16 protein-coding genes are annotated in these 20,193 nt (G+C 70.0%); 6 read left to right on the top strand and 10 right to left on the bottom strand.

The features are described from left to right. Nucleotides 1–18: 18 nt before the first annotated feature. Nucleotides 19–1,311 (bottom strand): DSD1 family PLP-dependent enzyme, encoded by a 1,293-nt coding sequence (locus tag KZ686_RS16935; RefSeq protein WP_226105290.1) that lies wholly within the window; start codon nt 1,309–1,311, stop codon nt 19–21. 713 nt (nt 1,312–2,024) lie between these two features. Between KZ686_RS16935 and KZ686_RS16930 the strand changes: the two genes are divergently transcribed. From KZ686_RS16930 to KZ686_RS16920, 3 genes are all read left to right on the top strand, one after another. Continuing rightward, nucleotides 2,025–3,101 carry an AI-2E family transporter gene (locus KZ686_RS16930; RefSeq protein WP_226105292.1) on the top strand — a complete coding sequence of 359 codons (1,077 nt, stop codon included), beginning with the start codon at nt 2,025–2,027 and terminating at the stop codon, nt 3,099–3,101. Nucleotides 3,102–3,319: 218 nt separating this feature from the next. Further along, a complete protein-coding gene (locus KZ686_RS16925) occupies nt 3,320–3,967 on the top strand; it encodes a PadR family transcriptional regulator (RefSeq protein WP_265634393.1) in 648 nt (215 codons plus the stop codon). 3 nt (nt 3,968–3,970) lie between these two features. Next, nucleotides 3,971–4,960: a siderophore-interacting protein gene (locus KZ686_RS16920; RefSeq protein WP_265634390.1), complete on the top strand. Its 990-nt coding sequence runs from the start codon at nt 3,971–3,973 to the stop codon at nt 4,958–4,960. 28 nt (nt 4,961–4,988) lie between these two features. Here KZ686_RS16920 and KZ686_RS16915 read toward each other — a convergent pair whose 3' ends face one another. After that, nucleotides 4,989–5,273, bottom strand: coding sequence for a nicotinamide mononucleotide transporter (locus tag KZ686_RS16915; RefSeq protein WP_265634388.1), 285 nt, complete (start codon nt 5,271–5,273; stop codon nt 4,989–4,991). Nucleotides 5,274–5,531: 258 nt separating this feature from the next. Here KZ686_RS16915 and alaC point away from each other — a divergent pair, with 258 nt between their 5' ends. Continuing rightward, nucleotides 5,532–6,803 carry an alanine transaminase gene (gene alaC, locus KZ686_RS16910; protein ID WP_149318125.1) on the top strand — a complete coding sequence of 424 codons (1,272 nt, stop codon included), beginning with the start codon at nt 5,532–5,534 and terminating at the stop codon, nt 6,801–6,803. A gap of 27 nt (nt 6,804–6,830) precedes the next feature. Here alaC and KZ686_RS16905 read toward each other — a convergent pair whose 3' ends face one another. The 4 genes from KZ686_RS16905 to KZ686_RS16890 are packed head-to-tail and all read right to left on the bottom strand — an operon-like array spanning nt 6,831 to nt 11,841. Continuing rightward, entirely contained in the window at nt 6,831–8,171 is a 1,341-nt protein-coding gene (locus tag KZ686_RS16905; RefSeq protein ID WP_265635258.1) for an enoyl-CoA hydratase/isomerase family protein, read from the bottom strand. Nucleotides 8,172–8,188: 17 nt separating this feature from the next. Continuing rightward, the gene (gene mmsB / locus KZ686_RS16900; protein ID WP_149318374.1) at nt 8,189–9,088 is read right to left on the bottom strand and encodes a 3-hydroxyisobutyrate dehydrogenase; all 900 of its coding nucleotides are present in this window, start codon (nt 9,086–9,088) and stop codon (nt 8,189–8,191) included. A gap of 40 nt (nt 9,089–9,128) precedes the next feature. Beyond that, the gene (locus KZ686_RS16895) at nt 9,129–10,652 is read right to left on the bottom strand and encodes a CoA-acylating methylmalonate-semialdehyde dehydrogenase (protein ID WP_265634383.1); all 1,524 of its coding nucleotides are present in this window, start codon (nt 10,650–10,652) and stop codon (nt 9,129–9,131) included. A 55-nt stretch (nt 10,653–10,707) separates the two neighbouring features. After that, the gene (locus KZ686_RS16890) at nt 10,708–11,841 is read right to left on the bottom strand and encodes an acyl-CoA dehydrogenase family protein (RefSeq protein ID WP_149318127.1); all 1,134 of its coding nucleotides are present in this window, start codon (nt 11,839–11,841) and stop codon (nt 10,708–10,710) included. A 250-nt stretch (nt 11,842–12,091) separates the two neighbouring features. On the opposite strand from KZ686_RS16890, the gene KZ686_RS16885 reads away from it, so the two are divergent. Next, complete coding sequence (locus tag KZ686_RS16885; protein WP_149318128.1) at nt 12,092–13,129, top strand: AraC family transcriptional regulator; 1,038 nt, start codon at nt 12,092–12,094, stop codon at nt 13,127–13,129. 22 nt (nt 13,130–13,151) lie between these two features. Here KZ686_RS16885 and ybaL read toward each other — a convergent pair whose 3' ends face one another. Next, nucleotides 13,152–14,984: a YbaL family putative K(+) efflux transporter gene (gene ybaL / locus KZ686_RS16880; protein ID WP_265634379.1), complete on the bottom strand. Its 1,833-nt coding sequence runs from the start codon at nt 14,982–14,984 to the stop codon at nt 13,152–13,154. 202 nt (nt 14,985–15,186) lie between these two features. On the opposite strand from ybaL, the gene KZ686_RS16875 reads away from it, so the two are divergent. Further along, complete coding sequence (locus tag KZ686_RS16875) at nt 15,187–16,179, top strand: GlxA family transcriptional regulator (RefSeq protein WP_265634377.1); 993 nt, start codon at nt 15,187–15,189, stop codon at nt 16,177–16,179. A gap of 233 nt (nt 16,180–16,412) precedes the next feature. Here the strand turns inward: KZ686_RS16875 and fghA are convergent, their stop codons facing one another. The 3 genes from fghA to KZ686_RS16860 form a co-directional block, all read right to left on the bottom strand. After that, entirely contained in the window at nt 16,413–17,273 is an 861-nt protein-coding gene (gene fghA, locus KZ686_RS16870; protein ID WP_265634375.1) for an S-formylglutathione hydrolase, read from the bottom strand. A 19-nt stretch (nt 17,274–17,292) separates the two neighbouring features. Beyond that, nucleotides 17,293–18,399, bottom strand: a complete 1,107-nt coding sequence (locus KZ686_RS16865) for an S-(hydroxymethyl)glutathione dehydrogenase/class III alcohol dehydrogenase (RefSeq protein WP_265634373.1) — start codon at nt 18,397–18,399, stop codon at nt 17,293–17,295. A gap of 249 nt (nt 18,400–18,648) precedes the next feature. Further along, nucleotides 18,649–20,172 (bottom strand): NTP/NDP exchange transporter, encoded by a 1,524-nt coding sequence (locus KZ686_RS16860; RefSeq protein WP_265634371.1) that lies wholly within the window; start codon nt 20,170–20,172, stop codon nt 18,649–18,651. Nucleotides 20,173–20,193: the final 21 nt, after the last annotated feature.

Below are 20,193 nucleotides of genomic sequence, written 5' to 3'. Positions count from 1 at the left end.
TGGTTTTAACGACCCGTTTTAACGGCTGAGACCGCGCGCCGAGATCGGCCACAGCGATTCCACCTTGCCGTCGCGCACCCCGACCAGCGTGTCGTACAGGTTCAGCGTCGGATCGCAATGGCCCGGCACCAGCCACAGCGGTTCACCCAGTTGCGGCAGTGCCGGCACCTCGCCGCCGGCGCCCGGCACCGGCCGCACGATGCCGTGTTCGTCGTTGGCGGCGACATAGGCCAGCCGCGTGCTGCGCGTGCCGACGTTGCGCTGCCCGCCGCTACGCTCCCCGCTGTTGTGATCGACGCCGTTGCGTTGCCCGCCGTTGCGTTCCCATACCCATGGCAGCCCCGAGTCGACCGCCATCGACTTCAATCCCGCATCGACCACGACCTGGCCCTGCGCCGCGGTGCTCATCACCGTGGTCGCGATAAACAGGCTGTGCTCGAAACGCAGCGCCTCGGCCGCGCCGTCGTCGCCGCGCGCATTGCTGCCGTAGTCGCCGTCCATGAAGACATACGAACCGGGCTGGATCTCGGTGAAGACGCCGCTGGCCAGGTCGAATTCGACACTGCCGCTGCCACCGCCGGTGACCACCTGGCACGGCGCACCGGCCGCTGCGAGCCGGGCCGCCACCGCGCCGGCACGCTCCGCCGCGCGGGCCGCGGCCTCGCGCCGGGCGGCGTGGTCGCGCACATGCTGGATGCCCCCATGGTAGGCCTGCAATCCGCCGAACGACAGGCGCGGCTGCGCGGCGATGCGCTCGGCCAGCCGTAGCGCGGCGTCGGCATCGGCCACGCCGCAACGGCCCTGGCCGATGTCGAGTTCGACCAGCACCGTCAGCCCGCTCTGCTCGCGTTCGGCGGCCTCGGCCAGTGCGCGCACCTGGACGACGGCGTCGACGCAGACGCTGATCCGAGCGTGGCGCGCCATCCGGGCCAGCAGCGTGGCCTTCGCCGGGCCGGCGATCTCGTTGCTGATATGGACGTCGGCGACGCCGGCGCGCAGGAACGGCAGCGCCTCGCTGACCTTCTGGCAGCAGATGCCGACGGCGCCGCGCGTCATTTGCGCCAGCGCGATGTCTGGACATTTGTGGGCCTTGGCATGGGGCCGCAGCGCGACGCCGGCCCGATCCGCGGCCTGCTGCATCCGCTGCAGATTGCGCTCGAAGGCATCGAGCTCCAGCACCAGCGCCGGCGTGTCGATCGCCTGCCACGGCTGGCCGGGCTCGGCGATCGGGGGCAGGGCGGGCAGTCCCGCCGGATCGCGCAGGACGGGCAGGTCGGTCGCGGCGGAAGGCACAGGGCGGTGATCGGGCATGACGGCGAGGTCTCCATAAGGGGCGGTGGGCCGAAAGGCGTGAGGCGCGGGGCATCATCGGTCGATCGGGACGGGCTGTCAAACCGTGCCGTGGCGCGCGGCCGCGGGTGCCGGACCGCTACCCGGGTCCCCGTGCCGCGGGTCCCTGCCCGGGTCCCCGTGCCGTGTTCGGAGCGCCGTGGGCCACGGGGGACGCTGTCGCGCTTGTCCTACACGGCTTGCGGCGGCCGTCCGACTGCGGGGGGCGTGAGCCGCCGACTATGCTGACAGTGATGCACCGCGCTTCCCGCGCGGCGCTCCCCAGCCCCCGCACCGTCCCCCTCGCCATGCATGCCACGCCCAATCCGTCCGCGCAGCCCGGTGCGCCATCCGCACCGTCCACGGGTGGCGCGCGGGCGGTGCCATCGCGGGACGAGGCAGCAGTCGAGCCGCTGGCCGGGGCGACGGCGGCGAGCGAGGCGGCGGCCACACGGCCGGACGCTTCGGCCATCGCCGCGAATGTCCGCGACGGCCAGCCAGCGACAGGCACACAGCCGGACGCTTCGGCCATCGCCGCGAATACCCGCGAGCGCGAGCCTGGGGCGACCGCACAGCGGGACGCATCGGCCATCGCCGTGGGCGCCCGGGATGGTGAGTCCGGAGCGGCCTCATCCGCAGCCTCATCGGCCGCCACATCGGCGGCCGAGCCGGCCCGCGGCCCGGCCAGCGCCCGCATGCTGCCGGTGGCGATCCAGCGCGGCAGCCTGGCGCTGGTGGTGCTCGCGACGCTGGCCTGCCTGTACGCGCTGCATGTTGCCAAGGCTTTCGTGATTCCCGTGGTGCTGGCGGTCATCCTGACCTATCTGCTCGATCCGCTGGTGTCGGCGCTCCATCGGCAGCGGCTGCCGCGTCCGATCGGCGCGACGCTGGTGTTGCTGGGGTTGGTCGCGGTGCTGCTGTGCGGCGCCTATCTGCTGCAGGGCCAGGTGGAGGCCATCGTCGACCGTCTGCCCGAGATCGCCCGCAAGCTCTCCCGCAGCCTGTCGGCGCTGCTCAGCGGCGACGACTCGATGTGGCAGAAGATCCAGCGCGCGGCGACCGTGCTGACCGGCGGCACGCCACAGCTCTCGCGCGGCGCGCCCGTCGTGATCGAGAAGCCCGCCGGCGCGCTGCACGACATGGTGCTGGCCGGCTCGGTCAGCGCCTTCGCGGCGGCGGGGCAGGCCGTAGTGGTGCTGTTCCTGACCTTCTTCCTGCTGGTGTCGGGCGACATGTTCAAGCGCAAGTTCGTCAAGATGACGGGCCGCACGCTGACGCAGAAGAAGGTCAACGTCCATATGCTCGGCGAGATCAACCGGGCGATCCAGCGCTACATGCTGATGCTGCTGATCACCAATGCCGCGCTGGGGGTGTGCACGTGGTTCCTGCTGAAGGCGATCGGCCTGCAGCACGCCGGCACCTGGGCGCTGGCCGCGGCCGCGCTGCATCTGATTCCGTACTTCGGCTCGGGCGCCACCGCGATCGCGCTCGGCGTGGCGGCCTTCATGCAGTTCGGCACGCTGGGGCTGGCCGCCGCGGCAGCGGGGGGTTCGATTCTGATCGCGACGCTGATCGGCTCGGTGGTGCAGACCTGGATGACCGGGCGGATGGCGAAGATGAATCCGGTGGCGGTGTTCGTCGCGTTGCTGCTGTTCACCTGGCTGTGGGGCGCGTGGGGGATGCTGCTGGCGATTCCGCTCGCCGTGATCGCCAAGGTGGTGGCCGACCATATCGAAGGGCTGGAGTTCGTGGCGGAGTTCCTGGGGGAATAGGGTAGCCGACGGGACCGGGCCGGCCGACGGAACAGGGGCGGTCGACGGAACAAGGGCGGCCGACGGAACAGGGCGACGGGATAGGACGGCCCACCCAAAGGGCGACCGGCGGACAGCGCGCCCGGCAAGACCCTGCCCCAAGCAGGGCCGAGGCTTGACCTGCAGTGCCGCCAACTATATCGTAAGATATGTTTTTCGATATAACGGACGACTGACCCATGCCTCCTCGCCATCATCACGGCCGGCACGGCCACGGACCCGGCGGTCCCTTCGGTGGATTCGGCGGTTTCGGCTCCGACGCCGACGGCCTGCGCCGCGGCCGCAAGCTCGGCGCCGACGACCTGCAACTGCTGCTGCTCGACCTGCTGGCCGAGCAGCCCAGCCATGGCTACGAGCTGATCAAGGCGCTGGAAGCGCGCAGCGCCGGCTTCTACAAGCCCAGTCCGGGCGTGATCTATCCCGCCCTGACGTACCTGGAGGAGATCGGCCACGCCGAGGTAGACGTCGACGGCAACCGCAAGTGCTATCGGCTGGCCGAGCCCGGCCGCGAGTTCCTGCAGGCCAACCGCGAGCGCCTGGCGCTGCTGTGGAACGGGCTGCGTCATGCCGCCCGCAAGATGGAATGGGTGCGCCGCGCGCTTGCCGGCGAGCCGCCGCCCGAGCCGGACGAGCAGGGCAACGGCTGGCTGCCGGAGTTCGTGCAGGCGCGCATGGCGCTCAAGCGCGCGCTGCTGCTGCGCACCGATGCCTCGCCGGCCGAACAACGGCGCATCGCCGACATCCTGCTGCGCGCCGTCGCCGATATCGAAGACACCGAGGCAGCCGCCGTGCCGCCGCATCCCACCCGACCACGCCAACCGAGGTAATGCATGTCCGCTACCGATCGCGCCAATACCGCCAATGCCGCCAATACGGCCAATACCGCCAATACGGCCAATACGGCCAATACGGCCAATACGGCCAATACGGCCAATACGGCCAATACGGCCAATACGGCCAATACGGCCAATACGGCCAATACGGCCAACACCGGCGATACCGCCAGTCCGCTCGATAGCCGCGGCGCCGCCGCGCTCACCGTCGAACGCGTCCGCCATCCGCTGAAGTTCCGCCACATCCAGGTGGTCCGCACGCAGCGGCTCTCACCGGCGCTGCTGCGCGTGACCTTCACCGGCGACGACCTCGCCGACTTCGTCTCGGCCTCGTTCGACGACCACATCAAGGTGTTCCTGCCCGCGCCCGGACAGCAGCGCCCGGTGCTGCCCGAGATGGGACCCGACGGTCCGATGTTCCCCGAGGGACAGCCGCGCCCGATCGCGCGCGACTACACGCCGCGCCGCTACGACGCCGCGACGCGCGAGCTCGATATCGAATTCGTGCTGCACGGCGACGGTCCCGGCGCCAGCTGGGCGGCGCAGGCGCAGCCGGGCCAATGGCTGGGCATCGGCGGGCCGCGCGGTTCCTTCGTGATCCCGTCGGCGTTCGACTGGCACCTGCTGATCGGCGACGAAGCGGCGCTGCCCGCGATCGCCCGCCGTCTCGAGGAATTGCCCGCCGGCAAGCGCGTGGTGGTCGTGGTCCAGGTCGAGGATCGCGAGGCGCGTCTCGATCTGCGCAGCAATGCCGACTGCGAACTGCATTGGCTGTATCGCGCCGAAGGTGACGAATTGCTGACGACGCTGCGCCGGCTGGAATTGCCGGCCGGAGAGGGCTATGTCTGGGCCGCCGGCGAAGCCGCCGAGATGCGCGCGGTGCGCGCTTGCCTGGTTGACGAGCGCGGCATCGACAAGCGCCGCATCCGCGCGTCGGCCTACTGGAAGCACGGCGCGGTCGGCGTGCACGAGACGCTCGACGACTGAGCCCCGCGCAGGGCTGGGGCGCTCCGGCTCAGTGCGAGTCGGCGTGTCCGCTCTGACGATGGAACTGCGTATGCCGGTAGAGCCCGTACAGGCTGGTCGCGGTAAAGCCGAGCTGCTGCACGAACAAGCCATAGGTGCCGGTCACCAGCGCGAACACGCTCCACACGATGTTCGAGCACAGGTACGAAATCCAGCCCCAGCGCGACGCCTTGTTGTGCAGCGCCACCAGCAGCGAGCCGCTCATCGCGAGCGCGCAGCCCGACCATTCCAGACCATTGAGCACCATCGGCAGTTGAGCGGCAGCGAGATCCATCGCGCTATGTCTCCTTTTTTTGTGTTCAAGTTTTGCATACAAAGCGTGGGCGAAGCTTACCGCCGAAGCGCGGCGCGAGCAAGAGGGGAGAAACGCTCGGCACAAGCTGCGGCGCCCCAGCGGGCCGACGAGAGCGTCATCGCGTTTGCGCGATAGCCGTGGACGCGCGCCCGTAACCCGATTAACATCGTTGCCGGCGGCACTGACAACCGCCAACGTCGCTCGGACGGTTCCGGGCGCTTACGTACAAGGACAACCATGTCAGCCATTCCGGCATCCCCGGGCTCGAGCACTTCGGGCCAGCGCCGCTTCGCGCGCATCGATCGTCTTCCCCCCTACGTCTTCAATATCACCGCCGAGCTCAAGATGGCCGCGCGCCGTCGCGGCGAGGACATCATCGACATGAGCATGGGCAACCCCGATGGCGCGACGCCCGCGCATATCGTGGCCAAGCTCACCGAGGCGGCGCAGCGCCCCAATACCCACGGCTATTCGACCTCGCGCGGCATCCCGCGGCTGCGGCGCGCGATCTCGCACTGGTATCGCGAGCGCTACGACGTCGAGATCGATCCGGAACGCGAGGCCATCGTGACGATCGGCTCGAAGGAGGGGCTGTCGCATCTGATGCTGGCCACGCTCGATCGCGGCGACACCGTGCTGGTGCCGGACCCGAGCTATCCGATTCACATCTATGGGGCGGTGATCGCCGGCGCCGATATCCGCTCGGTGCCGCTGATTCCGGGCGTCGACTTCTTCGCCGAGCTCGAGCGCGCGATCCGCGGCAGCTATCCGAAGCCCAAGATGATCGTGCTGGGCTTTCCGTCCAACCCGACCGCGCAATGCGTCGAGCTCGATTTCTTCGAGCGCGTGATCGCGCTGGCGCGCAAGCACGACATCCTGGTCGTGCATGACCTGGCCTATGCCGACATCGTCTTCGACGGCTGGAAGGCGCCGTCGATCCTGCAGGTGCCGGGCGCCAAGGACATCGCGGTGGAGTTCTTCACGCTGTCCAAGAGCTACAACATGGCCGGCTGGCGCATCGGCTTCATGGCCGGCAACGCCGACCTGGTGACGGCGCTGGCGCGCATCAAGAGCTATCACGACTACGGCACCTTCACGCCGCTGCAGATCGCCGCGATCGCCGCGCTCGAAGGCGACCAGCAGTGCGTGCGCGAAATCGCCGCGCAATACCAGTCGCGCCGCGACGTGTTGGCGCGCGGCCTGAACGAAGCCGGCTGGCCGGTGGAGCTGCCGAAGGCGTCGATGTATATCTGGGCGCGGATTCCCGAACCGTATCGCGCGCTGGGCTCGCTGGAGTTCGCCAAGCAGCTGCTGGAAAAGGCCAAGGTCTCGGTATCGCCGGGCATCGGCTTCGGCGACTTCGGCGACGACTACGTCCGCTTCGCGCTGATCGAGAACGAATCGCGCATTCGGCAGGCGGTGCGGGGCATCAAGGCGATGTTCCGCGCCGATGGGCTGGTCGCGCCGGCCGCGCATGAGCCGGCGCGCGGGGGCGGGGCGAAGGGGTAGGTCGTCGCGCCCGCGCGAGCGGGGGAATCAGCAAGTCAAGGCGGGCGATGCCAACGGGTGCCGCTCCCCTTGCCACGGCGATACGAAGAACCGGCGTACCGCATCGGGATCGACCTCGTCATGGCTGCCGACCCGCCAGTGCGGGGTCTGGTCCTTGTCGACGATCAGCGCGCGCACGCCCTCGATGAAATCGCCGTCGGTGAAGGCGTGGCTGACCACGTCGAGCTCCATGCGAAAGCAGTCGGCCAGGTCCAGCCGGCGGCCGCGCAGCAGCAGTTCGCGCGTGACCGCCGTCATCAGGGGCGAGCGCCCGCGCAGCAGCATGGCGGTCTTGGCGGCCCATTCGGCCCATTCGGCCCTTTCGGGACCATCGGAGCCACCGGTGCGGTCGGCGTCATCGGCTCGGTCGGCACCATCGGCTCGGTCGGCGCCATCAGCTCGGTTGGCCCGGTCGGCTTGGTCGGCGCGATCAGCTCGGTCGGCTCGGTCGGCCCGGTCGGCGCGCTCCGCCCGGTCCGTGCAGCAGGCATCCTGCTCGCCCGCGAGTCCCCGCAGGATCGCCGCCGGCGTCGCGTCGGCGCGGAAATGCCGCAGCAGGGCGGGCAGGACCTTCAGCAGCGGGGCGTCGGCCGCCGTGACCGGCGATGCGGGGACCAGCGCGCGGCGCAGGGTTGCGAGCACCGTGTCGCCGTTGCCGGGCCAGGCGCAGCCGGACCAGTCGATGCTGGCCAGCGTCGCCTCCAAGTCCGCCAAGGCGGCGCTGTCGACCGCGACATCCGCGAGCCCGCACAGCAGCGTGTCGGCCGCGCCGAGCGTCACCCCGGTCAGGCCCACATAGAGCGCCAGCTCGGGCGTCATGCGCGACAGGAAGTGGCTGGCGCCGACATCGGGCACCAGGCCGATGCCGGTCTCCGGCATCGCGACGCGCGCGCGTTCGGTGACGATGCGCAGCCGCGCGGCCTGCGCCAGCCCCATGCCGCCGCCCATCACGATGCCATCCATCAGCGCGACCACCGGCTTGGGATAGCGGTGCAGTTCGAAATCGAGCTGGTATTCGTCGACGAAGAAGCGGCGGTACAGCGGTCCGCCATCGTCATCGCCTCGGCCGGCCACGTCGTCGCGATAACTGTCGTACAGCGCGCGGATATCGCCACCGGCGCAGAACGCCTTGTCGCCTGCGCCGCGCAGCACCACGGCGACGACATCGTCCCGCGATGCCCATTGCCGCAGTCGTTCGCGCAGCGCCAGGATCATCGGATACGACAGCGCATTGAGCTGGCGCGGCCGGTTCAGCGTGACCAGCCCGACGCGATTGATGACGTCGAAGCGGACCTCGTCTGTGCCCTTGGCATCCACCGCGTGCGGCATGGTTTCGGCCCTTGCGTTCACGCCGTCCCTCCATCGGCATCCAGGTATTGCCGAATCACGCCCGAGAAATCGAGCTGGCCATCGCCGCGCTGGCACATCGCCTGATACAGCTGCTGCGCCAGGGCGCCGAGGAACAGCGGCTGCCGCACCGCGCGCGCGGCATCGTTGGCCAGCCCCAGGTCCTTGAGCATCAGCTCGGCGCCGAAGCCGCCGCTGTAGCCGCGAGCGGCCGGCGCGGTGTCGATCACGCCGGGGTAGGGGTTGTAGGTGTCGGAGGACCAGCAGCGCCCGGTCGAGGTGTTGACGATGCCGGCCAGCACCGTGGTGTCGATGCCGAGCCGGGCGCCAAGCGCCATCGCCTCGGATACGCCGATCATCGAAATGCCCAGGATCAGGTTGTTGCAGATCTTCGCGACCTGGCCCGTGCCGGTGTCGCCGCAGCGGACCACGTTCCTGCCCATGCCGGAGAGCACCGGCTGCAGCCGCTCGAACAGCGCCGCCTCGGCGCCGACCATGAAGGTCAGCGTGCCGGCCTGCGCGCCACCGGTGCCGCCGGACACCGGCGCGTCGGCGAACGGATTGCCCTGACGCGCGGCCAGCGCGGCCAGTTCGCGTACCGTCGCCGGATCGATCGTGCTGGAATCGACCAGCGGCACGCCGGGACGCACGCCGGCCAGCACGCCGTTCTCGCCGGTGTAGACGCCGCGCACATGGGCCGCGGCCGGCAGCATCGTGATCACGATATCGGCTTCCGCGGCCGCCTGCCGCGGCGAATCGGCGCCGCTGGCGCCGGCTTCGCGCAACGCGGCCAGCGCCTGCGCGTTCAGGTCGAATACCGTCAGCGTGTGGCCGGCCTTCAGCAGGTTGCGCGCCATCGGCGCGCCCATGTTGCCCAGGCCGATGAAGGCGATATGCATCGAGGTCTGCTGCATCGAGGTCTCCTGTGCGTTGCCGGTTTCAGCGCAGCGCGATGGTGGTATTGACGCCCTGGTTGACGGTCTCGTCATCGAACCAGCGTGCCGTCACGGTCTTGGTCTGCGTGTAGAACTGCACCACCTGCTTGCCGTAGGGGCCGAGGTCGCCCAGCTTCGAGCCGCGCGAGCCGGTGAAGCTGAAATACGGCACCGGCACCGGAATCGGGATATTGATGCCGACCTGGCCGACGTCGATCTCGCTCTGGAACTTGCGCGCCGCGGCGCCGCTCTGCGTGAACACGCCGGTGCCGTTGCCGAAGGGGTTGCGGTTGACCAGCGCGATCGCCTCGTCGAGCGTGTCGACGCCGATCACCACCAGCACCGGCCCGAAGATCTCCTGCGTGTAGATCGACATCTCGGTGGTGACGTCGGTGAATACGGTGGGCCCGATGAAGTTGCCGTCCGGATAGCCCGGCACGCTGACCTCGCGGCCATCGAGCGCGAGCGTCGCGCCTTCCTTCACGCCGGCCTCGATCAGGCCCAGGATGCGCTGCCTGGCCGCGACCGACACCACCGGTCCGACATCGGTGCCGGGCTCGGCGCCGGCGCCGACCTTCAGCGTGCGGGCCTTGGCGATCAGCTCGGGCACCCAGTCGCGTGCCGCGCCGACCAGCACCGCCACCGAGGTCGCCATGCAGCGCTGGCCCGCCGCGCCGAAGGCGGCGCCAACCAGCGCGTTCAGCGTTTGCTCCTTGTGCGCGTCGGGCAGCACCACCGCGTGGTTCTTGGCGCCCATCATCGACTGCACGCGCTTGCCGTGGCTGCCGGCCAGGTTGTAGACGTGGGTGCCGACCGCGGTCGAGCCGACGAACGACACCGCCTTGACATCGGGATGCGTGCACAGCGCGTCGACCACATCCTTCGCGCCGTGCACGACGTTCAGCACGCCGGGCGGCACGCCCGCTTCGAGCGCGAGCGCCACCAGTTCCATCGTCGACAGCGGGTCCTGCTCGGAGGGCTTGAGCACGAAGGTATTGCCGCAGACGATCGCCATCGGGAACATCCACAGCGGAATCATGGCCGGGAAATTGAACGGCGTGATGCCGACGCACACGCCGATCGGCTGCTGCAGCGTGTAGGTGTCCACGGTCGCCGCCACGTTCTCGGCAAAGCCGCCTTGCTGCAGCGTGCCGATCGAGGCGGCGTGCTCGACCACCTCGAGGCCGCGGAAGATGTCGCCCTCGGCGTCGGACAGCGTCTTGCCCTGCTCGGCGGTCAGGATCGCGGCGATGCGCTTGCTGTGCTCGCGGATCAGCGCCTGGTACTTCAGCATGATGCGCAGCCGCGCGCCGATCGGCGTATGGCGCCAGCTGGCGAAGGCGCGCTGCGCCGCGCCGACGGCGGCGTCGACCTCGGCCTGCGTGGCCAGCGGCACGCGCGCCAGCACCTGCTGCGTGGCCGGATTGACGACCTGGCGGTATTCGGTGGCGGCCGATTCGACCCATTCGCCGTTGATCAGCAGCTTGACTGTCGGAATCGCGGTGTCGGTGGCGGGCTGTGTGGTCATGGTGTCTCCATCGTTTGTCTGGTCGTGCAAGTCGTCAGGAAAGGCGAGGCGCGAACTACAGCGAGCGGGCGATCAGCATCCGCTGGATCTCGCTGGTGCCTTCGTAGATCTGGGTGATGCGCGCGTCCCGGTAGTGCCGCTCGACCGGGTAGTCCTCGAGGTAGCCGTAGCCGCCATGGATCTGCAGCGCCTTGGAGCAGACCCGTTCGGCCAGTTCCGACGCATACAGCTTGGCCTGCGAGGCCTCGGACAGGCAGGGCTGGCCGTCGCTGCGCATGCGCGCGGCGCGATGCACCAGCAGGCGCGCCGCGTTCAGCTCGGTCGCCATGTCGGCCAGCATGTTGGCGATCGGCGCATGCTCGCGCAGCGGCCGGCCGAACTGCACCCGTTCGCCGGCATAGCGGCAGGCGGCATCGAAGGCCGAGCGCGCGATGCCGATCGCCTGCGCGGCGATGCCGATGCGGCCGCCTTCGAGATTCGACAGCGCAATGCGCAGGCCCTCGCCGGTGTCGCCGAGCAGCGCGTCGTGTGGCACGACGCAGTCCTCCAGCGTGATCGCGCAGGTGTCCGAAGCACGGATGCCGAGCTTCTTCTCCGGGGCATGGACGTGAAAGCCCGGCGTGTCGGTCGGAACGAGGAAAGCAGACAATCCGCGCTTGCCGCGCTCCGGTTCGGTCGCGGCGAAGACGATGGCGATGCCGGCGCGCTGGCCGTTGGTGACGAACTGCTTGTTGCCCGACAGGACCCAGCCGTCGTCGGTCGGCCGCGCGCGCGTGCGCAGGTTGTGCGCCTCGGAGCCGGCCTGCGGCTCGGTCAGGCAGAACGCGCCGATCAGCTCGCCGCTGGCCAGCGCCGGCAGATAGCGCTGCTTCTGCGCCTCGCTGCCGTAGTGCAGGATCGGGCCGCAGCCGACCGAGCTGTGCACGCTCATCAGCGTCGCGCAGGCCGCGCAGCCGGCGGCGATCTCCTCGATCGCCAGCGCGTAGGCGATGTAGTCGGTATAGGTGCCGCCCCATTGCTCGGGCACGATCATGCCGAGCAGGCCGAGCGCGCCCATCTCGGCGACGATCTCGTCGGGCAGTTGGCCGCTGCGGTCCCATTGCGCGGCGTTGGGCTTGAGCCGTTCCTCGGCGAAGGCGCGCGCGGTGTCGCGGATCATGCGTTGCTGCTCGGTGTATTCGCTGTACATGGCGCTGTGGTCGCGTGGTTGCGGGGTCTTCGTGGTGCGTCGTCGTGGTGCGGTCGCCGTGGGGCGGTCGTGGAATGACGGCAGTGTAGAAAGGCGATGCCGGCGCGCGCTATGCCAAAATCCGCCAACTGTGCTGAACTGATTTGCCACTGCCCGCCGCTTGCCGTGACGGCGGCAGCCGGCATCCCGACCACCTTACGGATCGTCTCCATGTCTTTGCTGTTGCGTCCCGTTACTGCCTCGCGTGCCGATGGAAAAAGGTAGCGTCGCGATCTGCTTTGTCCACCATGCGATTTCCGGGCTGCGCTCGCGCGGCATCGATCCGGAGCCGGTGCTGCGCGCCGCCGGTATCGCGCCGGCGATGCTGGCGGTCGCGCAGGCGCGCGTGTCCGCGGCAAGCTACAGCGGGCTGTGGCTGGCGGTATCGGCGGCGCTTGGCGACGAGTTCTTCGGTCAGGACTCGCGCGCGATGAAGCCCGGCAGCTTCGCGCTGCTGTGCCATGCGGTGGCCGGCAGCCGCACCGTGGGGCAGGGGCTCGACCGCGTCGCGCGCGGCTTCGGCCTGCTGCTCGACGATATCGGCGTGCAGCTGCTGCGCCGCTACGATGGCGACGCGCCCGGCGCCGGCCCCGAGCGCGCCGCGCTGGTGCTGACCGAGCCGTCGCGCCGCCGTCCCGGCGTGTTCGCCCAGGAGACGCTGCTGATCATGCTGCACGGGCTGATGTGCTGGCTGGCGCGGCGGCGGGTGCCGGTGCGGCTGGCCGCGTTCCGCTATCCGGAGCCCGACTACAGCGCGGAATACCGCGTCATGTACTCACGCCAGCTCGCCTTCGATGCGCCCTGCACCGCGCTGATCTTCGACGCGGCGTGGCTGGACCATCCGGTGCGGCACGACGAGCGCAGCGTCAAGGCCTTCCTGCGCGACGCGCCCCATAACGTGGTGGTCAAGTACTCGGACCGCAGCAGCGTGGCCGCGCGGGTTCGCCGGCTGCTGCGGCAGTCGCGGCCGGATGGATGGCCGACCTTCGAGGCGCTCGCGGCGGCGCTGCATCTGTCTGCCTCGTCGCTGCGGCGCAGGCTGATGGAGGAGGGCGCCACCTATCAGCAGCTGAAGGACGAATTGCGGCGCGACCTGGCGATCGAGGCGCTCAGTCATACCGACTTGCCGATCACCGAGATCGCCGCCGAGATGGGGTTTGCCGAGCCCGGCGCCTTCCATCGGGCGTTCCGGCGCTGGACCGGGCTGCGGCCCGGGGTTTATCGCGGCATGCACGCCGCCGCGGACTGAGCGCGCGGCGCAGCGGACGGGATCAGTGCGGCGCGTCGGCGCGCCGGTCGCCGGTGTCGGCGCCGCGGTTCGCGCCGTTGTTCACGCTGCCCTTCGCGCTGGCATCGACGGCCGCGGCGGCGTCCTGCCGCGCGCTCTCCAGCACGCGCCGGATCATCGCCGTCGCCAGTTCCTGCTCGCCGAGAAACACCTCGCCGACGCGGTCCTTCAGCAGCAGCGCGGCCTCGTCCTCGCTGTGCGTGCGCACCAGGATGCGGATCCCGGGATTGAGCGTGCGGGCGATCTCGACCATGCGCCGCACGCCGACGGTATCGGGCGTGGCGATCACCAGCATGCCGGCGCGCGCGATATGGGCCTGGATCAGCACGGACGGTTCGGCCGCATCGCCCGATACCGCCGGCACGCCTTGCGCGCGCAGCGCCTCGACGATCTCCCGGTTCTGGTCGGCCACAACCACCGGCACGCCATGCGCGCGCAGCGCCCCGACGATACGGCGGCCGACGCGGCCGTGGCCGACCAGCACCACCTGCCGCGTCAGCAGCGCCTGATCGACCGTCGCCGGCAGCTCGGCCAGCGGATCGGCGCTGCGCTCGAGCTTGCGCGCCAGTTCGGAGCGCGCGCGGATCCAGCGCTGCAGCGGCTCCACGGTGCGAAACACCAGCGGATTGAGCGCGATCGAGATCAACGAGCCGGCGAGCACCAGATTGTGTCCCTGCGGGCTCAGCATGCCGATCGTGACGCCGAGCCCGGCCAGGATGAACGAGAACTCGCCGATCTGCGCAAGGCTCGCCGACACCGTCAGCGCGGTGTTCAGCGGATAGCGCATCGTCAGCACCAGCGCAAGCGCGGCCAGCGATTTGCCGACGATCACGATGGCCAGCGTGGCAATGACCTGCAGCGGCGCGTCGAGCAGCACGCGGGGGTCGAACAGCATGCCGACCGAGACGAAGAACAGCACCGAGAAGGCGTCGCGCAGCGGCAGCGTCTCCTGCGCGGCGCGATGGCTCAGCGCCGAGCCGCGCAGCACCATGCCGGCGAAGAAGGCGCCGAGCGCGAACGAGACCCCGAACAGCACCGCCGAGCCGTAGGCGATGCCGACCGCCGCCGCGACCAGGCACAGCGTGAACAGTTCGTTGGAGCCGGTGCGGGCGACCTGCCAGAGCAGCCATGGAAACACGCGGCGGCCCACCAGCAGCATCAGCGCGATAAAGATCGCGACGCGGCCCAGCGTGGCGCCCAGCGTCGCCCATAGCGACGCGCCGGCCTCGGGCTGCATGGCGCCGTTGCCGCCCGCCGCGATCGCCGCGGCCTGGCCTGACGGCACCGTGCCGAACACCTCGGCCAGCGCGGGCAGCATCACCAGCACGAGCACCATCACCAGATCCTCGACCACCAGCCAGCCGACCGCGATCCGGCCGTTGACCGAATCGAGCGCGCCGCGCTGCTCCAGCGCGCGCAGCAGCACCACGGTGCTGGCGACCGACAGGCACAGGCCGAACACCAGCGCATCGGCCAGCGGCCAGCCCCACAGCCTGGTCACGCCTGCGCCCAGCGCGGTGGCGAAGGCGATCTGCACGATCGCACCCGGTAGCGCAATACGGCGGACCGACAGCAGGTCTTCCAGCGAGAAGTGCAGGCCGACGCCGAACATCAGCAGCATCACGCCGATCTCCGCGAGCTGGCCGGCCAGGGCCATGTCGGCGACGAAACCCGGTGTGGCCGGGCCGATCACGATGCCGGCGAGCAGATAGCCGACCAGTGCCGGCGCGCCCAGGCGGGCGCAGATGAAACCGAAGACGAGCGCCAGGCCGAAGCCGGCGGCGATGGTGGTGATCAGGCTGACTTCATGGGGCACGGGCGGCTCGCAGCGAAGTGATCAGGGGTGATCGGGGGATCGGTGGCGCAACGGTCTGCAGTCCATGATAGCAAGCGGATGCGGCCGGGCTCCCCGCACGGGCGGCAACGGGGCGTCGTTTACACTGTCGCCTTCGCTCGTTTTCCAAAGATCGCGGTCCTCCTGCGGTTCGTTTCCGCGGGCTGCCCGCCGTTCCCGCTTCATGTCCCAGCCGTCCCCCGCACCCCATCAGATCGATCTCGTCGTCTATCCCGGCTTCAAGGCCATGGAGGCCGTCGGACCGATGACGGTGTTCGACTATGCCAACCTGCAGCTGGCCCGGCGCGGCCAGCCGCCGGCCTATCGGACGCGCATCGTCTCGACGCGTGTGGGCCCGGTGCGTTCGGACACGCTGATGACGCTGGAGGCCACCGCGCGGCTCGACACGGTGCTGCTGCCCGACACCGCGGTGATCGTCGGCGCGCGAGATATCGAAGGGGTGTTGCAGGAAGCGGGGGAGATCGTGCCGTGGGCGCGCGCGGTGGCCCCGCGCATCGGCCGGCTGGTGGCGCTGTGTTCGGGATCGTTCTTCCTGGCCGCCGCTGGTCTGCTCGACGGCAAGCGCGCGACCACGCACTGGAGCGTGGCGCCGCTGCTGCGGCAGCGCTATCCCGCGGTGGCGGTCGATCCCGATGCGATCTTCGTGCGCGAGGGCCGGCTGTGGACCTCGGCCGGCGTCACGGCCGGCATCGACCTGGCGCTGGCCATCGTCGAAGAGGACCTCGGACGCGAGATCGCGCTCGATCTGGCGCGCGAGCTGGTGGTCTTCCTGAAGCGTCCGGGCGGCCAGTCGCAATTCAGCGTGCATCTGGCCAGCCAGACCACCGGCCACGCCGGCGTGCGCGAGGTCCAGGACTGGATCCTGCGCGACCTGACCCGCGCGTTCACGATGAGCGAGATGGCGGCGCGGGCCGCGATGAGCGAGCGCAATTTCCGCCGTGTGTTCGCGCGCGAGACCGGGGCGAGCCCGACCGCCTTCATCGAATCGGCGCGGCTCGAAGCGGCACGCCGCCTGCTGGAGCAGGGCGAGCTGCCGCTGAAGGCGGTGGCCGCGCGCAGCGGCTTCGGTTCCGACGAAGCGCTGCGGCGCGCCTTCCTGCGCCATCTGGGCATCACGCCGCGCGACTATCGCCAGCGGTTTGGCGCGGCGGCGTAGCGCCCAAGCACCCAAGCACCCAAGCACCCGAGCACCAAAGCACCAAAGCGCTCAAGTACCGAAGCGCTCAAGCACCGCAGCGCCCAAGCACCGCAGCGCCCAAGCACCGCAGCGCCCAAGCACCGCAGCGCCCAAGCACCGCAGCGCCCAAGCACCGCAGCGCCCAAGCACCGCAGCGCCCAAGCACCGCAGCGCTCAAGCACCGAAATGCCGAAGCGCCTTCCACCGCCCGGTCAGCCGTCCTGTAATTGCGCCGCGTGATGGCGCAGATGGTCCTCCATCCACGTGGAGATGAAGTAGTAGCCGTGGTCGTAGCCCTGATGCCGCCGCAGCGTCAGCGGCTGGCCCACCGCGGCGCAGGCCGCCTCGAAGGCCTCGGGATGCAGCTGGTCGGCGAGGAATTTGTCGGCCAGCCCCTGATCGATCAGGATGCCGCCGGGGAAGGGCGCGGTGGGCTGCGCCTGCATCACCGCGCTGGCATCGTACTGCAGCCATTGCGCGCGATCGTCGCCGAGATAGCGGCTGAACGCCTTCTCGCCCCAGGGACATTGCGACGGCGCGGCGATCGGCGCGAACGCCGACACCGAGCGGAAGCGCTCGCGATGGCGCTGCGCCAGCACCAGCGCGCCGTGGCCGCCCATCGAATGGCCGAAGATGCCGATGCGCCGCGGGTCGGCGCCGAGTTCGCCGACCACCAGATCGTAGAGCTCGCCGGCGACATAGCTTTCCATGCGCCAGTGCGCGTTCCACGGCGCCTGCGTCGCGTCCAGATAGAAGCCCGCGCCCGCGCCGAAGTCCCATTCGTCCGCCTCGCCGGGGATGCCGGTGTCGCGCGGGCTGGTATCGGGCGCAACCAGGATCAGGCCGAGCTGCGCGGCGAGCCGCTGCGCGCCGCCCTTGATCATGAAGGTCTCTTCGGTGCAGGTCAGGCCGGCCAGGTAGAACAGCGCCGGCCGCGGCGTGCCGACACCGGCCAGCGCCGCCGGCGGCAGGAAGACCGAGAAGCGCATCGGCAGGCCGACCGCGGTCGACGCATGCCGGTAGAAGCGCTGCACGCCGCCGAAGCAGCCGTGCTCGGAGAGCAGTTCGAGCATGAGCGTCGCGCCTCCGGCCTTAGTACAGCACCACCGAACGGATCGACTCGCCGCGCTTCATCAGGTCGAAGCCCTCGTTGATCCGCTCCAGCGGCAGCGTGTGCGTGATCAGGTCTTCGATGTTCAGCTTGCCGTCCATATACCAGTCGACGATCTTGGGCACGTCGGTGCGGCCGCGCGCGCCGCCGAAGGCCGAGCCCTTCCACTCGCGGCCGGTCACCAGCTGGAACGGACGGGTCGAGATCTCGGCGCCGGCCTCGGCCACGCCGATGATGATCGACTTGCCCCAGCCCTTGTGGCAGCACTCCAGCGCCTGGCGCATGACCTTGGTATTGCCGATGCATTCGAACGAGTAATCGGCGCCGCCGTCGGTCAGCTGCACGATATGGTCGACCACGTTCTCGACCTCGTTCGGATTGACGAAGTGCGTCATGCCGAATTGGCGCGCCAGCGCCTCGCGGTTCGGGTTGATGTCGACGCCGATGATCTTGTCGGCGCCAACCATCTTCGCGCCCTGGATCACGTTCAGCCCGATGCCGCCCAGGCCGAACACCACCACATTGGCGCCGGCCTCGACCTTCGCCGTGAACAGCACCGCGCCGACGCCGGTGGTGACGCCGCAGCCGATATAGCAGACCTTGTCGAACGGCGCGTCGTCGCGGATCTTGGCCATCGCGATCTCCGGCACCACGATGTGATTGGCGAAGGTCGACGTGCCCATGTAGTGGAAGATCGGCTTGCCGTCGAGCGAGAAGCGCGAGGTGCCGTCCGGCATCAGGCCCTTGCCCTGGGTCGCGCGGATCGCCTGGCACAGGTTGGTCTTGCGCGACAGGCAGAACTTGCACTGGCGGCATTCGGGCGTGTAGAGCGGGATCACGTGGTCGCCGGGCTTCAGCGAGGTCACGCCCGGGCCGACCTCCGTCACGATGCCGGCGCCCTCATGGCCGAGGATGGCGGGAAAGATGCCCTCGGGGTCCGCGCCCGACAGCGTGTAGTAGTCCGTATGGCAGATGCCGGTGGCCTTGATCTCGACCAGCACCTCGCCGGCGCGCGGTCCGGCCAGGTCGACTTCCTCGATGGTCAACGGGGCGCCTGCTTTCCAGGCGACGGCGGCTTTGGTTTTCATGGCGGCTTTCCTAAGGTGGCGACGCGCGGGGCGCGTGGCGGGTTCGATCGATGGCGGACGCGGGGCCGGCAGCAGCGGCAGCAGCGGCAGTAGCGGCATCGCGCGTTATCGCACGGCACCGCGCGGCACCACCCAGCACCGCTCGGCTCCACGGGGTTCGGCCGACACTGTAATGCCTGCGGCATCGGCACGGCGGGGCAATGCTGCCCGCTTGGCCCCGCAAGCCGCCATTTTGGCCGAATGCGAGGGCTAGCGGCCCGGCATGCGGGCCGCGGCCTCGGCCGGGGCGGTCGCTGTCCGCGCCGGCAGGTCGGCGGCGCCCTGGTGGCGCCGGCCCAGCCACCACCCAAGCAAGCCCCAGACCAGGGCCAGCACGGCACCGGTCAGGGCGACCACCGCCGGATGGCCGGCCAGCGCGTCGATGCCGGTCTTGACCCAGGCGCTGACCGCATCGCCGGCGCGGTAGACCATCGTGTCGATGACGTTCTTGGCCTTGTACTTGGTCTCGGCATCGACCACGGTGAACAGCATCTCGCGGCCGGGCCGCACCAGCGCGTACTCGCCGACGCGGCGCAGCACCATCACGCCGGCCAGCACGCCGAACACCGGCCAGATCGCCAGCAGCACGAAGCCGCCCGCCACGGCCAGGGGCACCACCGTCAGCAGCGCGGTCACGCCGTAGCGCCGCGCGATCTGGCCGGAGAAAAACAGCTGGATCGCGATGGTGGCGGCCTGCACGATCGCGTCGATCGCGCTGAACACGCGCGTCTGCTCGGTGCGGTCGGGGAAAGTCTCCGCGACCAGCCGCGCCTGTTCGAAGTACAGGAAGGTGCTGGCGGTCGACAGCAGGATCACGAACAGCGCGATGCCGAGCAAATAGCGCGAGCGGGCGATCAGCGTCAGGCCGGCCAGCAGGCTGCCGCCGATGGGATCGCGCGGATCGTCGCGCGCGGGGCCGGCATGGTGCGTGGGTGCGGCGCTCGCCGCGGCATCGCGCGGCGCGATGGATCCCCCGCCAATGTCAGCCCTGGCCCCCGCGACACCGGTCGCGACACCGGTTGCGGTACCGATCGCAGTACCGGTTGCGGTACCGATCGCAGTACCGGCTGCGGCACCGGCTGCGGCACCGGCCCCGGCCCGCGCCCGCCACCGGAACAGCCACGCGCAACCCGGCAGCGTCGCCGCCAGCAGCACGGCGGACAGCAGCATCAGCCCGGTCAGCCCGATCGGCCCGACCAGCCATCCCGACAGCAGCGGCCCGGTCAGCCCGCCGACGCTGGCGCCCGCCGCAATCACCGGAAACAGCCGGCGCGCCTGTTCGGGGCGGAACACGTCCGCCATCAGGCTCCACGCGACCGACACCACGAACAGATTGGACACCGACAGCCACACGTAGAACACCCGCGCCAGCCAGACATCGTCGGGCCGCGCGCGCGTGGCGAGCGCGAAGGCCAGCAGATTGGCGATGAAGAAGGCATAGACCCAGGGCACGAAGCGCCGCCGCGGCAGCCGCGAGCTGCACAGGCCGTACAGCGGAATCGCGGCCAGCATCACGACGAAGGTCGCGGTGAACAGCCATTGCAGGTTCTGCACGCCGCCGGCGATGCCCATCGTTTCGCGCACTGGCCGCAGCATGAAGTAGCTGGCGAACAGGCAGAAGAAGAAGCCGAATGCCGCGACTACGGCCGCGTGTTCGCCCGGGCGGATGCCGAGCGCGCCGAGGCGGCCGGGGCCGTGGCCAGGGTTGGGGTGCGGAGGCGGGGCGGCTGCCATGCCCGGCGATTGCGGTGGACG

Source organism: Cupriavidus cauae (assembly GCF_026210475.1).
Lineage (GTDB): Bacteria > Pseudomonadota > Gammaproteobacteria > Burkholderiales > Burkholderiaceae > Cupriavidus > Cupriavidus cauae.
Note: the sequence above shows the minus strand (reverse complement) of the source record. Positions and strands in the feature narration are given on the sequence as shown.

What these genes read in the sequence shown, in the direction of transcription:
- KZ686_RS16935 (WP_226105290.1), bottom strand. Translation starts at nt 1,311, where the DNA reads ATGCCCGATCACCGCCCTGTGCCTTCCGCCGCGACCGACCTGCCCGTC.
- KZ686_RS16930 (WP_226105292.1), top strand. Translation starts at nt 2,025, where the DNA reads ATGCTGCCGGTGGCGATCCAGCGCGGCAGCCTGGCGCTGGTGGTGCTC.
- KZ686_RS16925 (WP_265634393.1), top strand. Translation starts at nt 3,320, where the DNA reads ATGCCTCCTCGCCATCATCACGGCCGGCACGGCCACGGACCCGGCGGT.
- KZ686_RS16920 (WP_265634390.1), top strand. Translation starts at nt 3,971, where the DNA reads ATGTCCGCTACCGATCGCGCCAATACCGCCAATGCCGCCAATACGGCC.
- KZ686_RS16915 (WP_265634388.1), bottom strand. Translation starts at nt 5,273, where the DNA reads ATGGATCTCGCTGCCGCTCAACTGCCGATGGTGCTCAATGGTCTGGAA.
- alaC (WP_149318125.1), top strand. Translation starts at nt 5,532, where the DNA reads ATGTCAGCCATTCCGGCATCCCCGGGCTCGAGCACTTCGGGCCAGCGC.
- KZ686_RS16905 (WP_265635258.1), bottom strand. Translation starts at nt 8,171, where the DNA reads ATGCCGCACGCGGTGGATGCCAAGGGCACAGACGAGGTCCGCTTCGAC.
- mmsB (WP_149318374.1), bottom strand. Translation starts at nt 9,088, where the DNA reads ATGCATATCGCCTTCATCGGCCTGGGCAACATGGGCGCGCCGATGGCG.
- KZ686_RS16895 (WP_265634383.1), bottom strand. Translation starts at nt 10,652, where the DNA reads ATGACCACACAGCCCGCCACCGACACCGCGATTCCGACAGTCAAGCTG.
- KZ686_RS16890 (WP_149318127.1), bottom strand. Translation starts at nt 11,841, where the DNA reads ATGTACAGCGAATACACCGAGCAGCAACGCATGATCCGCGACACCGCG.
- KZ686_RS16885 (WP_149318128.1), top strand. Translation starts at nt 12,092, where the DNA reads ATGGAAAAAGGTAGCGTCGCGATCTGCTTTGTCCACCATGCGATTTCC.
- KZ686_RS16875 (WP_265634377.1), top strand. Translation starts at nt 15,187, where the DNA reads ATGTCCCAGCCGTCCCCCGCACCCCATCAGATCGATCTCGTCGTCTAT.
- fghA (WP_265634375.1), bottom strand. Translation starts at nt 17,273, where the DNA reads ATGCTCGAACTGCTCTCCGAGCACGGCTGCTTCGGCGGCGTGCAGCGC.
- KZ686_RS16865 (WP_265634373.1), bottom strand. Translation starts at nt 18,399, where the DNA reads ATGAAAACCAAAGCCGCCGTCGCCTGGAAAGCAGGCGCCCCGTTGACC.
- KZ686_RS16860 (WP_265634371.1), bottom strand. Translation starts at nt 20,172, where the DNA reads ATGGCAGCCGCCCCGCCTCCGCACCCCAACCCTGGCCACGGCCCCGGC.